The organism is Marinomonas pollencensis (assembly GCF_003387375.1).
Taxonomy (GTDB): Bacteria; Pseudomonadota; Gammaproteobacteria; order Pseudomonadales; family Marinomonadaceae; genus Marinomonas; species Marinomonas pollencensis.
Genome location: NZ_QUNG01000004.1, coordinates 15,102 through 31,179, shown reverse-complemented (window position 1 = coordinate 31,179; position 16,078 = coordinate 15,102). Strand labels below are relative to the sequence as shown.

The 16,078-nt window shown below is 46.3% G+C and carries 16 protein-coding genes; 8 read left to right on the top strand and 8 right to left on the bottom strand.

From position 1 onward, the window contains the following. The first annotated feature begins 13 nt into the window (after positions 1–13). From odhB to DFP81_RS06940, 7 genes are all read left to right on the top strand, one after another. The gene (gene odhB / locus DFP81_RS06970; protein WP_115897056.1) at positions 14–1,537 is read left to right on the top strand and encodes a 2-oxoglutarate dehydrogenase complex dihydrolipoyllysine-residue succinyltransferase; all 1,524 of its coding nucleotides are present in this window, start codon (positions 14–16) and stop codon (positions 1,535–1,537) included. A 145-nt stretch (positions 1,538–1,682) separates the two neighbouring features. Then, the gene (gene lpdA, locus DFP81_RS06965; RefSeq protein WP_115897055.1) at positions 1,683–3,125 is read left to right on the top strand and encodes a dihydrolipoyl dehydrogenase; all 1,443 of its coding nucleotides are present in this window, start codon (positions 1,683–1,685) and stop codon (positions 3,123–3,125) included. A gap of 87 nt (positions 3,126–3,212) precedes the next feature. Beyond that, complete coding sequence (sucC, locus tag DFP81_RS06960) at positions 3,213–4,379, top strand: ADP-forming succinate--CoA ligase subunit beta (RefSeq protein WP_115897054.1); 1,167 nt, start codon at positions 3,213–3,215, stop codon at positions 4,377–4,379. Positions 4,380–4,381: 2 nt separating this feature from the next. Next, positions 4,382–5,254, top strand: a complete 873-nt coding sequence (gene sucD, locus DFP81_RS06955; protein ID WP_115897053.1) for a succinate--CoA ligase subunit alpha — start codon at positions 4,382–4,384, stop codon at positions 5,252–5,254. A gap of 93 nt (positions 5,255–5,347) precedes the next feature. Continuing rightward, entirely contained in the window at positions 5,348–5,551 is a 204-nt protein-coding gene (locus DFP81_RS18605; RefSeq protein ID WP_115897052.1) for a cysteine-rich CWC family protein, read from the top strand. 30 nt (positions 5,552–5,581) lie between these two features. Next, positions 5,582–6,802 (top strand): L-2-hydroxyglutarate oxidase, encoded by a 1,221-nt coding sequence (gene lhgO / locus DFP81_RS06945; protein ID WP_115897051.1) that lies wholly within the window; start codon positions 5,582–5,584, stop codon positions 6,800–6,802. 96 nt (positions 6,803–6,898) lie between these two features. Then, positions 6,899–7,360 carry a hypothetical protein gene (locus tag DFP81_RS06940; protein WP_115897050.1) on the top strand — a complete coding sequence of 154 codons (462 nt, stop codon included), beginning with the start codon at positions 6,899–6,901 and terminating at the stop codon, positions 7,358–7,360. Between the two features lie 16 nt (positions 7,361–7,376). Here the strand turns inward: DFP81_RS06940 and DFP81_RS06935 are convergent, their stop codons facing one another. After that, positions 7,377–7,781, bottom strand: a complete 405-nt coding sequence (locus DFP81_RS06935) for a nucleoside-diphosphate sugar epimerase/dehydratase (protein ID WP_115897049.1) — start codon at positions 7,779–7,781, stop codon at positions 7,377–7,379. Between the two features lie 119 nt (positions 7,782–7,900). On the opposite strand from DFP81_RS06935, the gene DFP81_RS06930 reads away from it, so the two are divergent. Beyond that, a complete protein-coding gene (locus tag DFP81_RS06930; RefSeq protein WP_115897048.1) occupies positions 7,901–8,131 on the top strand; it encodes a DUF2789 family protein in 231 nt (76 codons plus the stop codon). Here DFP81_RS06930 and DFP81_RS06925 read toward each other — a convergent pair. From DFP81_RS06925 to DFP81_RS06895, 7 genes are all read right to left on the bottom strand, one after another. Beyond that, positions 8,128–8,817 (bottom strand): response regulator, encoded by a 690-nt coding sequence (locus tag DFP81_RS06925; RefSeq protein ID WP_115897047.1) that lies wholly within the window; start codon positions 8,815–8,817, stop codon positions 8,128–8,130. The genes DFP81_RS06930 and DFP81_RS06925 overlap by 4 nt on opposite strands. Next, entirely contained in the window at positions 8,814–10,412 is a 1,599-nt protein-coding gene (locus DFP81_RS06920; RefSeq protein ID WP_115897046.1) for an ATP-binding protein, read from the bottom strand. Before DFP81_RS06920 ends, DFP81_RS06925 begins: the two co-directional genes overlap by 4 nt. A gap of 94 nt (positions 10,413–10,506) precedes the next feature. Further along, positions 10,507–11,790, bottom strand: coding sequence for a 2-hydroxycarboxylate transporter family protein (locus DFP81_RS06915; RefSeq protein ID WP_115897045.1), 1,284 nt, complete (start codon positions 11,788–11,790; stop codon positions 10,507–10,509). 254 nt (positions 11,791–12,044) lie between these two features. After that, positions 12,045–12,935: an NAD(P)-dependent oxidoreductase gene (locus DFP81_RS06910; RefSeq protein WP_115897044.1), complete on the bottom strand. Its 891-nt coding sequence runs from the start codon at positions 12,933–12,935 to the stop codon at positions 12,045–12,047. A gap of 85 nt (positions 12,936–13,020) precedes the next feature. Next, the gene (locus DFP81_RS06905; protein ID WP_115897043.1) at positions 13,021–14,106 is read right to left on the bottom strand and encodes a class I mannose-6-phosphate isomerase; all 1,086 of its coding nucleotides are present in this window, start codon (positions 14,104–14,106) and stop codon (positions 13,021–13,023) included. 140 nt (positions 14,107–14,246) lie between these two features. Next, on the bottom strand, positions 14,247–15,557 hold the full coding sequence (locus DFP81_RS06900) for a TRAP transporter large permease (protein WP_115897042.1): 1,311 nt from the start codon (positions 15,555–15,557) through the stop codon (positions 14,247–14,249). Beyond that, positions 15,554–16,051 (bottom strand): TRAP transporter small permease, encoded by a 498-nt coding sequence (locus DFP81_RS06895; protein WP_115897041.1) that lies wholly within the window; start codon positions 16,049–16,051, stop codon positions 15,554–15,556. Before DFP81_RS06895 ends, DFP81_RS06900 begins: the two co-directional genes overlap by 4 nt. Positions 16,052–16,078 lie beyond the last annotated feature (27 nt).

Below are 16,078 nucleotides of genomic sequence, written 5' to 3'. Positions count from 1 at the left end.
ATAAGGGTATCAAATGAGTATTGAAATTAAAGCACCTACTTTTCCAGAATCTGTAGCAGACGGCACCGTTGCTACTTGGTACAAACAACCAGGTGAAGCCTGTGCCCGTGATGAGCACATTGTAGACATCGAAACAGATAAAGTTGTCTTAGAAGTAGTGGCACCGGCTGATGGCGTTCTAAAAGACGTACTAAAAGCAGAAGGCGACGTTGTACTAAGTGACGAAGTATTGGCTATTTTTGAATCTGGTGCAGCGGCTTCCGCAGCACCAGCAGCCGAAGCAGCCGAAGCAGCTGCGCCAGCGGCTTCAGCACCTGCGGCAGCGCAAGAAAGCGTACAAATTAAAACGCCAACTTTCCCAGAGTCTGTTGCCGACGGCACAGTAGCAACTTGGTACAAGCAACCAGGTGAAGCATGTGCACGTGATGAGCATATTGTTGATATCGAAACAGACAAAGTCGTTTTAGAAGTGGTTGCGCCAGCAGATGGTGTTATTGGCGACGTCCTTAAAGCGGAAGGCGAAACGGTACTAAGTAATGAAGTCCTAGCGAACTTCCTAGTGGGTGCAACGGCTGCAGCAGCACCTGCTGCGGCAGCGGCGCCAGCAGCGGCTGCTCCTGCAGAAGCTGACGAAGATGGTGTTGCAGGCCCAGCGGCTCGTAAAGCATTGGCGGAAGCGGGTCTAACCGCAGCGCAAGTTAAAGGCACTGGCAAAGGTGGACGCATCACTAAAGAAGATGTTGACGCTGCAGTTAAAGCGAAACCAGCGGCTGCTCCAGCACCTGCTGCTAAAGCGGCAGCGCCAGCTGCTTTGCCTGCTCTAGGTGATGATGCGCGCATTGAAAAACGTGTTCCTATGACACGTCTTCGTGCGACGATTGCTAAGCGTCTTGTTGAAGCACAGCAAACTGCTGCTTTGTTGACGACTTACAACGAAGTTAACATGGGTCCAGTCATGGAACTTCGTAAGAAGTACAAAGACTTGTTCATGAAGACTCATAACGGCACTAAGCTTGGCTTTATGTCTTTCTTCGTGAAAGCGGCGACAGAAGCACTAAAACGCTTCCCAGCAGTGAACGCTTCTATCGACGGCAACGACATGGTTTACCATGGCTACCAAGACATCGGTGTTGCCGTTTCCACTGACCGTGGTTTGATGGTTCCAGTATTGCGTAATACAGAAGCAATGGGCCTTGCAGATATTGAGTCAACTATCATGGATTTCGCACTACGCGGCCGTGACGGCAAGCTTGGTATGAACGACATGCAAGGTGGTACTTTCACCATCACTAATGGCGGAACGTTTGGTTCTTTGCTATCTACGCCAATCATTAACCCACCACAAACTGCGATCTTGGGTATGCACAAAATCCAAGAGCGCCCAATGGCGGTTAATGGTCAAGTTGTGATCCAACCTATGATGTACCTAGCGCTTTCTTACGACCACCGTATGATCGATGGTAAAGAAGCGGTGCAATTCTTGGTTACGATCAAAGAGCTTCTAGAAGATCCATCTCGTCTTCTACTTGAAATCTAATTGATTCGCTGAGTATTTGAAGAGTGAGTGCTTGAAGTATAAGCACTTGTAATCTAAGTGTTCGTACCCATTTTAAAGGAACGAATTGATTTTGTAGCAACCCTTGCAGGGTTGCTACAGTTCAGCAAGATAAATGGAAACACATATGTCTACTAAATTTGATGTTATTGTAATTGGTGGTGGCCCAGGTGGTTACGTTGCAGCTATTCGTGCGGCTCAGCTAGGCCTGAAAACAGCGTGTATCGAAAAATGGTTAGACAAAGAAGAGAAGCCTCGTTTAGGCGGAACTTGTTTGAACGTGGGTTGTATCCCATCTAAAGCATTGTTGGACTCTTCACACAAATACCACGATGCAAAAGCGTCTTACGGCGTACACGGTATTAGTGTTGGCGATGTGGCTATGGATGTAAACACCATGGTTGATCGCAAAGATAAGATTGTAGATCAGTTGACTAGCGGTATCACAGGCTTGTTCAAAGCCAACGGTGTTACAAGCTTTGAAGGTTTCGGTAAGGTTCTAGCGAACAAAAAAGTAGAATTCACTGCACATGACGGCACTGTCACTGTGTTAGAAACTGACAATGTGATTTTGGCAACTGGTTCTGTACCGGTTAACATTCCACCTGCACCACGTACTGGTGACATCATCGTTGATAACGAAGGTGCATTGGATTTCCGTGAAGTACCTAAGCGTCTTGGCGTGATCGGTGCTGGCGTAATCGGTCTTGAGTTGGGTTCTGTATGGGCTCGTCTTGGTTCTGAAGTGGTTGTGTTGGAAGCGCAGGATTCTTTCCTAAGCGTTTGTGACCAAGACATCGCGAAAGAAGCGGCTAAGATCTTCAAAAAACAAGATCTAGACATTCGCCTAGGTGCGCGTGTTACTGGTAGCCAAATCAACGGCGAAGAAGTTGAAGTAACTTACCTTGACGCGAAAGGTGAAGAGCAGAAGCAAACGTTTGATAAATTGATCGTTGCGGTTGGTCGTAAGCCATTCACACAAGGCTGTTTCTCTGACGATTCTGGCGTTAACCTAGACGAACGTGGTTTTGTCTTTGTTGATGAGCAGTGCCGTACTTCTGTTCCAGGTGTATACGCAATTGGTGACATCGTACGTGGTCCAATGTTGGCGCACAAAGCATCTGAAGAAGGTGTGATGGTTGCTGATATTATCGCTGGTCACAAAGCGCAAATGAACTACGATTGCATTCCTTCTGTTATCTACACTCACCCAGAACTTGCTTGGGTTGGTAAAAACGAGCAGGAATTAAAATCAGAAGGCGTTAAATACAAAGTTGGTAAGTTCCCATTCGCGGCGTCTGGTCGTGCAATGGCGGCGAACGACACAGATGGTTTTGTTAAAATCATTGCTGATGAAGAAACAGATCGCATCTTGGGTTGCCACATCATTGGCGGCCATGCAGCGGACTTGATCGCACAAGCGGTTATTGCAATGGAATTTGGTTCTACAGCAGAAGACATCGCTTTGACAGTATTTGCTCACCCAACAGTAAGTGAAGCAGTGCATGAAGCGGCGTTAGCAGTAGATGGCCATGCTATCCACATTGCAAACCGTAAAAAGCGTAAATAAAAAATTAGATTTGCCGGCCTAGTGCCGGTAATTTCTGTCTTTAAAGACAGAGCTTATGTCAATCATTCAGATGAGCGGAAGAATCAAATGAACTTACATGAATATCAGGCTAAACAGCTTTTTGCTGAGTACGGTCTGCCAGTATCTACAGGGTACGCAGTAGACACGCCGGAAGCGGCAGTGGAAGCAGCGAAAAAAATTGGCGGTGACAAATGGGTTGTTAAAGCTCAGGTGCATGCTGGCGGTCGTGGTAAAGCGGGCGGTGTAAAACTTGTTGATTCTTATGAAGAAGTTGCTGCATTTGCAGAAAACTGGTTAGGTAAAAACCTAGTTACTTACCAAACAGACGAAAATGGTCAGCCAGTAGCTAAGATTCTTGTTGAATCTTGCACTGACATCGACAACGAACTGTACCTAGGTGCGGTTGTTGACCGTTCTACTCGTAAAGTTGTATTCATGGCCTCTACTGAAGGCGGTGTTGAGATTGAGAAAGTAGCTGAGGAAACTCCTGAGCTAATCCACAAAGCGATCATCGATCCTTTGGTTGGCGCTCAACCTTACCAAGCTCGTGAAATGGCATTTAAAATGGGTCTTAACCCAGCTCAAATCAAGCAGTTCACTAAGATCTTCCTTGGTTTGTCTCAAATGTTCCATGACTACGATTTCGCATTGCTAGAAATCAACCCACTTGTAATCACTGATGAAGGTAACCTTCACTGCCTAGATGGTAAAATCAACATCGACAGCAACGCGGTTTACCGTCAGAAGAAAATGCAAGAGTTCCACGATCCATCTCAAGAAGATGAGCGTGAAGCACATGCAGCACAATGGGAACTTAACTACGTTGCACTAGACGGAAACGTTGGCTGCATGGTAAACGGTGCTGGTCTAGCGATGGGTACAATGGACATCGTAAACCTACACGGCGGCAAACCTGCTAACTTCCTAGACGTTGGTGGCGGCGCGACGAAAGAGCGTGTAGCTGAAGCGTTCAAAATCATCCTTTCTGATGACAATGTTAAAGCCGTTTTGGTTAACATTTTCGGTGGTATCGTTCGTTGTGACATGATCGCTGAAGGTATTATCGGTGCGGTTGAACAAGTAGGCGTTAACGTGCCTGTTGTTGTTCGTCTAGAAGGTACGAATGCTGATCTTGGTCGTGAAGTTCTAGCGAACTCTGATCTTGATATCATTGCTGCAACAAGTCTAAAAGACGCAGCTGAGCAAGTTGTTAAAGCTGCGGAGGGCAAATAATAATGTCTGTCTTAATTAACAAAGATACAAAAGTTATCTGTCAGGGTTTCACTGGCGGACAAGGTACTTTCCATTCCGAGCAAGCGATTGCATACGGAACTAAAATGGTAGGTGGTGTTACTCCAGGTAAAGGTGGTCAAACTCACCTTGGTCTACCTGTATTCAACACAGTAAAAGAAGCGGTTGAAGAAACTGGCGCTGAAGCGTCTGTTATCTACGTACCAGCTCCTTTCTGTAAAGATTCTATCCTTGAAGCGGCGAATGCTGGTATCAAACTAATCGTTTGTATCACTGAAGGCATCCCGACTCTTGATATGCTTGATTGTAAAGTAGCTTGTGATTCTCTAGGTGTTCGTCTTATCGGCCCTAACTGCCCAGGTGTTATCACTCCTGGCGAATCTAAAATCGGCATCATGCCTGGCCATATCCACATGCCAGGTAAAGTAGGTATCGTATCTCGTTCTGGTACTTTGACTTATGAAGCGGTTAAGCAAACTACTGACGCTGGCTTCGGCCAATCTACTTGTGTCGGTATTGGTGGTGACCCAATCCCAGGTACTAACTTCATCGACGTATTGGAAATGTTCCAAAACGATCCACAGACTGAAGCGATTGTTATGATCGGTGAAATCGGTGGTACAGCGGAAGAAGAAGCGGCTGCTTACATCAAAGCAAACGTAACTAAGCCTGTTGTTTCTTACATTGCTGGTGTTACTGCACCTGCTGGTAAGCGCATGGGTCACGCTGGTGCGATCATCTCTGGTGGTAAAGGTACTGCTGATGAGAAATTTGCAGCTCTAGAAGACGCTGGTGTTAAAACCGTTCGTTCTCTAGCTGATATCGGTGCTGGCCTTAAAGAAATTACTGGCTGGTAAGTCGATAGTTTCTAGGTAATCACCTATAGTAAAATCCCTGCTTCGGCGGGGATTTTTTTTGCCTTTTTATCAGCCTAACCTGGTGCTTAGTTTATGGTAAATTGTCCTTTTTGTATGGCCGCCAACGCCTGTACTGCAAATAACCAATGTTGGTGTTTCATGGTCGAGATACCAGACTCTCTGCTGTCGTTGGTGCCAGAGTCGTATCAGGCTAAAGCTTGCATTTGTCAGGCCTGTCTTGAACAATACACAAAGGATCCCAATGCCTTTATAGAGTCGCTTAATACACAAGCCTAACTTTCCATTACAATAAAAAAGAGACAGTGGATGAACGAGTCAGAAAGTGTCAAATATGATATTACGATAGTCGGCGGCGGTATCGTTGGTTTATCAACCGCTTGGCAGTTGCAACAGCGTTATCCTACCTATCGGATATTACTGCTAGAAAAAGAGCAAACGGTTGCGCAGCATCAAACTGGGCACAATTCTGGTGTCATCCATGCGGGAGTTTATTACGCTCCAGGTAGCTTAAAAGCCTCTTTTTGTAAGCAAGGGGCGAAGGCCACCAAAGATTTCTGTCAGAAGCATCAAATAGATTTTGAAGAGTGTGGCAAATTGATTGTCGCCACAACACCACAAGAAGAGCAACGAATGGACGCGCTTTATGCGCGTTGTCAGGAAAATGAGCTGGAAGTATTTCGCTTAGATCGTGATGCTTTGCAGCAGCGTGAACCTAATGTCAAAGGCATTGCAGCCTTGTTTGTACCTTCTACAGGCATCGTCAATTATCGTGATATTTGTCAAAAGCTTGCCGAGCTCTTTGTTCAGCGTGGTGGCGAAATTCGCTTTGGCTGTCAGGTGTCAGCGCTAGACGAAAGTCATGACAAAATCACCATTCACACAGCCGACCAGCAGATTCATACAGGTTATCTGGTTTGTTGTGCTGGGCTGATGGCTGACCGTTTAACGCGGATGCTGAAGATCCCAACGGACTTTCAAATTATTCCTTTTCGTGGGGAATACTACCGTTTGCCGCGTAAACATAACCAAATCGTAAATCACCTTATTTACCCTGTGCCAGATCCAGAGCTGCCTTTCTTAGGAGTACACCTAACACGCATGATAGATGGCTCAGTGACGGTTGGGCCGAATGCTGTGCAAGGCTGGAAACGAGAAGGTTATGGCGCAATTAATATTAGTCCCCGTGATATTTGGGACATGGTGCGTTTTCCAGGCTTCTGGCGCTTAATCGCCAATCATTGGCAAGTTGGCTTAAAAGAAACCAAAAACTCTTGGTTTAAGGCCGGTTATCTCAGTCAGGTTAAGAAATATTGCGAGCAAATCACACTGGATGATCTACAAGAGTACCCAGCGGGCATTCGCGCTCAAGCAGTCATGAAGGATGGTTCACTGGTGCATGATTTTTTGTTTGCCCAGAGCGCGCGTTCGTTGCATGTGTGTAATGCTCCTTCACCAGCGGCAACCAGTGCTTTTCCGATAGGTCACTATATTGTCGATAAATTGGATGATCTTATGACGACGCTATAATGCGTCTGTGTGAAGCATGAAGCGGCTGAAATTTGCTTATTTTGGTCGCTTCAAGATAGAGTGCAGTAAATGGCGAAACAAGAGTGAGGGTCGAAGATGCGAATATTCCAGTCTAGACAATGGGTGCGGGGTATAGTTGCTGGCTTAGTGGTGACGCAGCTGAGCGCCTGCGGGACCTTACTTTATCCGGAACGAAGAGGGCAAACATCGGGTACTATCGATGTCGGTATTGCCTTGTTGAATGCTCTAGGATTGGTGTTTTTCTTTATCCCTGGGGTCGTAGCGTTTGGCGTCGATTTTATGACAGGCGGTATTTATTATCCGGATGGCCGAGTCTCAACCCTGAGCGAAGAGGAGATGAAGCGCATTAGCCCTGATCATAAAACCATAGACATGAATGCGCTAAAACAAGTCCTTGCTGAGCATGATTCGCTAGATTGGTCTGAGTTCTCTGCAACACAGCTTAACGCACAGCCCATGGCCTCGCATCAGGCGATGATGGAGGCGCTGAATAGCCCATGGTCCAGTCAGCAGAAGCAATTGGCAAAAGCCTATTAATAGGGCAATACTGAGTTTAGTGAGTATGCTGCGCTAAGGCCTGACGCAAGATAGCGAGCTGCTGCTCATTGCTGGTATGGTCAGATAAAGCAACCAATTGCGCATTCGAGGTGATGACTTTGTCTTTTAATGGGGCAGATAACTCAGGGAGCTGGCCTTCAATGGTAACCACCAGTTCGACCTGATGCTTATCGATCAGTGTCATCAGGTCGCTTGGGTAATACACGGTCACACCATGCAGCTGTGTTTTGTTGGTCCAAGGTTCTTCGTCGATAAATGCCATGATCTGGATGTCTTTGGCTTCTTCTTGCAGGTATTTTGAGAAGGAAAAGCTAGGGTAATCGATGCCAATCAGAATAATCCGATGCCTAGTGTGTTGATGTTGCATCAAATCAGTGACCCAACGTTTAATGCTTTTCACTTTGTTTCCTCCATAAATTGATAAGCTAGTTAGCCTGCTATAGTCTATCTTAGAGACTGAGAGAAAGGCTATTTTCTCTCTTTTTGTGGAATGTTTTATGTCAATAAAGGAGACACATTATGGATACGTCATCGCACACCATTGTCGGCTTATTTGCCCAGTTGGGCTTAGGTGATAAGCAAGCGGATGTTGAGCAATTTATTGAGCACCATGGCGGTCTGCCTAGTACGGTAAAACTCACCCAAGCCAGTTTCTTCAATGACGCTCAGAAAACCTTTCTCAGTCAGGAATGGACCCATGACTCCGAATGGGTAGCGGCCATTGATGAGCTTGATGCCTTATTGCGCTAGTTGGCCGAGAGCTTTTTGTAGCGCTGTTTAGGGCGGCCACCTGTCTTGTAGTCTAGGTTCATTTCAACCAAGCCTTGGGCTTCTAAATACTCCAAATAACGCCTAGCGGTAATACGACTCAAATGAATCGCGTTGCCTATTTCTTCCGCGGTAAAGCTTGTGTCTTTTAAGTCTTCTAGGTGCTTGTTTAGCACCTCTAAGGTCTTTTGATCGATACCCTTAGGCGTTTTTCTACTCTTATCTAAATGCGTTTGTTTGCGGAACAGAAGGTCAATGCTTTGTTGGTCGATTTTGGCCGATTTTGACAGTTGTTGGCGCAGCTCAGTGTAGTCGGATAAAGCCTGTAGTACACGAGACATACGAATCGGTTTGACCAAGTAATCCATCACTCCCAACTGAATGCTCTTTTCGATCGTACTGGTTTCACGTTCTGCCGTGGTCATAATAAAAGCACCTTGAAAGCCACTGCTTTTTAAGCTGCGAATTAACTCAATGCCATTTCCATCTGGTAGGGTGATGTCGACCATCACCAGTTCTGGTAAAAACGCCTCGGCTTTAATTTTTGCTTCGGCAACGTTTTCACACACGGCAACCACTTCAAAATCAGCATGTTGATTGATGGTGTTTTCTAAAACATAGCTAGCACGAATGTCGTCTTCTACTATCATGACGGGAATGGTGTTCATTGGATGAGAGCCTGCTTGTCTAAATATACGCTAAATACGGTAGTGTTTGTTTCGCTGCGTTCCCAATCTAAGCTGCCTCGGTATTGATCGACAATTTTCTTCACTAAGTATAACCCGATACCGTGCTGTTCTGAGTTGTGTTTGCTGCTGATACCAAAATCTAAAATACTATTTTCTAAGTCTTTTGCGATGCCTGCACCAGAGTCTTCTACCTCAATCATTATGTGGGCACTACGGTCACTAATGTACAGACTGATCTCAGGGGTATGATTGTCTCGGTTGGTCCAGGCGGCAAGGAGGGCATTGTCTAGAAGGTTACTAACTAGGGTCACAAGGCGTTCAGAAACATGAGATGAATAATGTCCAAGCTGGCAATCATTATCAACGTGAAACTTGATGTTCGAATCAATCGCTTTGCTGTACTTGGCGAGTATTAAGCCTGCGATAGCACTGTTGTCGATCGACTGAATAATTTGGCGCAGTATTTTCTGGTAGCCGTCACTCTCCTGCTGTAAGTACTCAATGGCTTCTCGATAGTGTTCTGCTTGCAGCATGCCAGAGAGAACATTGAGTCGATTAGAATATTCATGTGTTTTGGTGCGCAGTAGGTCGGCGTAGTTTTTGGTGGTGATGAGTTCTTGTTCGAGGGCTTTTTCATCGTGATCTGGGTACAACACGATGACATAGCCAAACTGGCCTTTTTTGTGTTGCATGGGGTATAAGTTGGCAATGAAATTGAGCTTGCCGAGGTTAAATGAACGCTTGCTTATTTGCCCCTTGGCCTCTAATGCGAAATGCGACAAATGTTGAGAATGTAGGCTTAAAGGCTCACCAATAACTTGTTGTCTGCTAGGAATGTTTTTGTCCAGCCACTCGACCGCGGTGCTGTTAATAGTGGTGATCTTTTGGTGGTTATCTATGGCAATAATACCATCGCGGATGCTGTCCAACAGGAGCTCTTGCTCTTTAAACTTTTGTACAATCTCTTCAGGTTCTAGGGAAAGAAACGTTCGATTTAGTTTGAACAATAAAAAAACCGCAATGACGATGCAGAGCAGGTACACGAAGCCGACTAAAAGCCCCGCTTCTTTTAGGTGATTGAAAATCAGTGCGCTGGTAGATTGCAATAAATAGCCGATACTGATGGCGCCAATAATCTCGCCATTATGACGGATGGGTACAGAGTTGCGGATCGCTTTACCTAGGGTGCCTGTCGCCACGCTGGTGTCGTCTTTGCCATGGTGTAAAGCGAGCAAAATATCATCCCCAACAAAGCGTTTGCCGACACGTTTGGCGATGGGGTGACTAAGACGAATGGCGTTTTTATTCACCACCACAATATAAGAAGCGTCGGTTTGAGCGCGCAAGGTCTCAATATAGCCGGCTATATAACTGGCTTTACCTTGGTTGCTTTGTTCTACCGCGTGTACCACTTTTTCATTGTGAGCAATGACTCGACCCAGTTCTAAGCCCCGTTGGCTGATGCCTTCTAAATAGGCGTTTTGAAGAGAGTAACCCAGTACCAATCCTACTACGATAACAATGAGAGTAACGGTTGATAAGGTAATCAGAGCAAGGTAAGACTTAAGCGTCATGGGTGAATCAAGGTCAAAATAATAAGAGACTGATTATACAACATGAACGTAAAAGAGATAAGAGAAGAGGCTTAGCGCCTCTTCTCTAATTTGATTAGGCGATTGCTTGTACCACAAGGGTTGCCAAAATCAGCATAAAGGCTCCACCAATGCGAGAGGAAATCTGCGCAAATGGCATCAGTTTCATACGACGACTGGCAGCAAGCACAGCAACGTCACCTGTGCCGCCCATATTGGCCATACAAAGGCCACCGGTAATAGCCGCTTCGATAGGGTAGAACCCCATCATTCTGCCGATTAAACCAGCACCAATAACAGCACCCAAAACAGTCACAAAGACCAATACGAAGTACATAGGTGTGAGCGCTGCAATGATCTGGTCTAAGTTGGTGTATGCCACCCCAATACCAACCAGCAAGGCCGGTGTTAGGTTACCAACAACAAATTTGTACCAAGCATGCGCCGCTTGCTCAAAGGCTTTTGGCATCAAGCCAGATACCTTAATAAGCGCAATCGAAATGATCATTAATGCATATGGGTGCATTGGAATAACCATAGACAACAGGGTGCCAAAGAAGAACATGGAGATCGCCAGTAGCGCCCCGATAGCCAGCATTTTTAAATCGACGGCGGCTTCTTTTTCTTCGCTTTCCACTTCAGCCGTTGCGCCGCGAATAAGCTCGCCATTGCCGGTCAAACTTGGCATCACTTGCCCTAATTTGTTGAGCAAACCTGCCATGACAATGGCAATCGCATTACCAATTGCCAAAGCCGGTACCATTTGGGACATTAAGGTTTGCGCATCCATCCCTGTTTTACCCGACATGATCTGTACTAGAGGCACCGCCCCTGCACCCATGCCGCCGCCCATAATAGGGAGAGCAATAAGCATGACGGCGTCATAAAAACTTTTGCCAACCAGCATGCCGACTAGGCCAGTTAATAAACAGGCAACGGCGGCTGAGCCTAAAATAACAGGGATGTATTTAAGGGCTGCTTTTTTTAGTGTTTGTGTGCTCATGCCGAAAATCGATCCGGTCACTAGGCTGGCCACGTAAAAAGCAAGAAAACCACCGCTTTTCATAAAGGTGGTGATTTGATCTGCGGTTTCCGTAGGGAAGATACCTTTATGGAAAAGGTAAGAGGAACCAAAGATAACTACGATGGCACCACCACCGAAAAATTGGCTAATAATCGGCGTTCTATCACCAATATAATTTAAGACAAAACCGATAATCGCCATGGCGCCTAGCGCACCAATCATGCCGCCAGGCATTTTATTTTCAAAGGTAGCGAATAATATAATCGCCGCCGCAATGGTTAAGATGACTTTTTGGGCACCTTGACTCGACGCCTGCATAGTATCGTTTGTAATCATGGAGGTCTCACTTTGTGTTTGTTTTATTTGTGCGCCGCAGTCTATCAAGCTTCTTCAGCAGCGGAAGTCGCCTCCTTATTAATGAAACTAAAGAGCTCTTTTGTAACTTTTGAAATCATGGCTTATGTGCTTTTAGGGGAGCATAAAGGGTGAGGAAAGGTTTTTTTTGCAGGCAAAAAGAACGCCTAGGAGAAAAAGTCGCTAGGCGTTTGTCATGAAAAAAACAAAGGGGGATGGAGCGCCAATATCCCGCGCTATTTTTGACTGAGGTTGTGGCTAAAGAAATCGACCATTTCTGACACCATTTTGTCGCCCATATCTTGTTTGACGGCGCCGGAGAATGCTTCGTTGGTGCCCGTAGACATGATGCTTTTGGTTTCAAGGTCTGTTGCCATTTGGCGATAATATCCCACGTCTTTGGCGGCATTTCGGATCGAAAAGCCCAATTTGCTTGGATCGCCATCGACCCCATAAGCTTTAACAAAATCCATCATTGCAGAGCGTAACGGCCCAGCGGACATAACCTCGTAAAGGTCCTGTCGGTCGACGCCTGCTTGGTCAGCCATGGCAAAAGCTTCTGCCATGGCACTGGCGGTGGTCATGCCAAAGAAGTTATTGATTAGTTTTACTGTGTTACCAGAACCAAGCTTGCCAAGATGGAAGATATTTTCGCCAAGATCTTCCAGTATCGGACGAACTTTCTCGAACGCCGTCGCGTCGCCGGAGCACATAATATTTAATAAGCCATCCACCGCTTGAGCGGGTGTTCTGCCTAATGGGGCGTCTAAATAGGTGCCACCTACCGCGGCGACTTCGTTACCAAGGGCGATGGTGGAAGCAGGTAAAGAGGTGCCAAAATCAATCACCACAGCGCCATTTTTTAACCCCTTGATTACACCATTTTCTCCTCGCATACGGCTTTCTACAGATGCCGATGTATCCATACACAGCATCACAATATCGCAACTTTGTGCCAGCTCACGAGGACTACTTGCTTCTACGGCACCCGCGGCAACGGCAGCATCGATTCGCGGACGGGAAACATTGCCCATCACAGTTAACGAATAGCCTAAAGATTGCAAACGACCGACCATGGCCGCCCCCATTAAACCTAGGCCAATAAATCCGATTGTTGGTTTTGTCATTTTATTTCTCCCTATGAAACACATTATTTTTATTCGTTAAATACACATTGATCAGCCGGAGTTCGGTTTCTCAGACATCACCTTGTTAGGTGATGGAGGGTGGATAACACTCCAAAATTTCCACCCCAGCAATCGAGCTAATGGTGAGGCTTTTGATACCAGCAGGGCAGAAGAAACGGTCGAACTGTTGCACATGAGTGACCTCGTCGCCTATTTGGATATGACACTCACCACGCACCACAATCGCGATGTAAAAGTCTTCTTCGGCCTTGTCTATGGTGCCGGTAATGGTGGACTTCTTAACCCGGAACTTGTCGGTGACCGAGTCATCGATCAAGCTTTCTTGGAAAGCCTGAGCGGAATATTGACGTATCTTCTTAGCTTGCTGATAAAAGGTTTGAATGGCGTCTGCCACTGATAGCTGAGTGAAATCAAAAACATTCATGCAGAAATCGAGATCACGCTTCATAAAGCGAGCTTCTTCTGGCATGGTGTAGCCAGCTTTGGAAAACTCAAAGCGCACCGCCCAATCTGATGGTTCCATAATTTCAACCATTAAAATCCCTTCGCCAATGGCGTGAGGTGAGCCGCCCGGAATATACAAACAATCGCCAGGTTTTACGGGGATTTTTTCAAAACAAGCTTCGATCGCGGCAATGTCTTGCTGCTCTATCATTTGTTTAAAGGCGCTGCGCGAAGGGGGATGTTGAAAGCCCACATAAACATAAGGCTCGGTGATGTCTTCACGAACCTCTAAAATGTAATAGCCTTCTGCTTTGCCGTGGTGACTGTTTAGGTGTTCACGGGCAAATTCCGCAGTGGGGTGAGCTTGAAAGTGCAGGCGAACCGAAGAATCCAAAAACTTCACCAGTAACATCGGATTAACACCAAAGGCTTTATGGTGTTGTGTGCCTAAAAAATAATCTGGGTCCAATGCCAGTAGCGTGTCGAAGCGCTGGCTCTTAGTGCCCACCAAGGCGTGGGATAATCCTTCAATCACCTCTTCTCGATCGGGGTTTACCGCTTGAGTGGTGGAGCCGATCCAATCTTCTGGAAAATGCGTGTCTTGAGGGTCGGCTTTCTCTTCAAGTTGATCAAGAATTTTGCCGCCAGTATAGGTGCGCCACACACGGTTTGGGGTGAAACGCACCAGTTTGTTTTTATAATCCATGCTGTTTCCTGTTCATTTATATGGACAGTGTCCATCAAAGACGGGCTTGCCGGTTTTTTTGTTGGACTGCTTTAAGGTCGTTTTATGTATCAGGCATGGCTACCACCACGATGGCATAACATCGTGGTGGTGGCATGCGTCTATTTGAATGAGTTTGGCATTAAGGTACTTGGCAACCAGAGGGAGATCTCTGGGAAGAGGATCACCAATAGCAAAATGAGCAGCATAGGCAAAAGAATGATCATCACCTGCTTTAAGACGCTGATAACATTCATTCCGCCAATGGACGCAGAGATTAGCAAACAGAGCCCATAAGGGGGTGTCACCAAGCCAAAAGCGAGTGAGATAATGCCGATCATAGCAAACACCACAGGGGATATATCTGCTTGAATAGCCACAGGTAATAGCACAGTGCCTAAAATGATAATGGTTGGAATAGCGTCAATAAAGAGGCCAAAAAACAAGAACAAGCAGGCAATAATTAAACCTGTTCCAAAGCTGCCTAATTGCATGTCGGTGAGCACGCTGATGATTAGACGAGGCACATTATAATAAGCCAATAACCAGCCAAAAACAGACGCCGTACCAATCGCAAACAGTGAGATGGAGGCGAAGCGGCCGGTATCGTATAAAATGGTGCCCACTTCACGAGGTGTAACCGTGCGGTACACCACCATGCCTAAAAACAAGGAATAGCCTGCCGCAATAATGGCACTTTCTGTAGGGGTCACAATGCCTGCGACTATCCCCACAATAACAAACACTGGGGTCAACATGGCCAAAGCGGCGCCTTTAAAAGCTTTAAACGAGGAAGACCAAGTGGGTTTTAGAGCAATGGGGTAGTTGTATACCTTAGCGAAACCATAAACAGTGGCCATCAAGGCGCAGCCAATCATGATGCCGGGGATGGCTCCTGCCAGAAACAGGGCGCCGACCGACACTTGCATAACACCACCCCACACAATCATCAAAATGCTAGGCGGAATAATCACCCCCATGACAGAAGAGCAGGCAGTAATGGCAATGGCAAAGCGTCGATCATAGCCTTCTTTGATCATCGCAGGGATCAAAATTTTGCCGCAACCGGCGGCATCGGCTGTTGAAGAGCCGGAAATGCCTGCGAACAACATGGAAACCGCCACGTTAACATGGCCTAAACCACCGGGCATCCAGCCAGTGAGCACTCTGGCAAGATCGATGAGTTTGTCGGTTATTTTCCCCGAGTTCATTAAATTCGCGGCCAATAAGAAGAAGGGCACCGCCAGTAAAATAAAGGAGTTATAAGACTGAAACATTCGGTCGATGATGATAAAAGGCGTTAAGCGGATTTCCAGCGCAATCACAGGAATGGTGGCAAGGCCCAGCGCGAAGGCAACGGGCACACGGACCACCACCAAGAGAATAAAGCTGCCCACTAAGAGTGCGCATGCGAGTCCGGTAGTAAGAATCATGAAGCAATCCTTTTAGAAGTGGCACGATAATGTTCAAAGGCTTCGTACATACGGTAAAGGGAAAAAACACCCCATAAAAAACCGGCAAGAGGAATGGTGATGTGAGTAACCAACAGGTTCGCGTTCATCATAACCGAGTGTTGGATAAAACCAAATTTGGCGTATTCAATGCCATACCAAGCGAACAGTATTCCAAATAAGCCGACGAGCAGGCAGACAATCGCTTGTTGAATAAACAGAATAAGGGGGTTGCTACTATCTGGAATGACTTGGACATCAAAATGCATGTTGTCCCAGACGGCGATCACAGAGCCGATCATTACGACCCAAACAAAAATAAAAGTGGCGAGTTCTTCGGTCCACAAATAGACAGGGATAATGCCAGTATAGCGAGCCACAACTTGCATCACGACAGGAATAACTAATACGCCTACTAGTATCCCTAGCAGCACTCGCAGAATGTTACACAGCGATTCCAAAATGCGTTTAATCATAAAAATCTTCCAAGATAGAATGCGAGA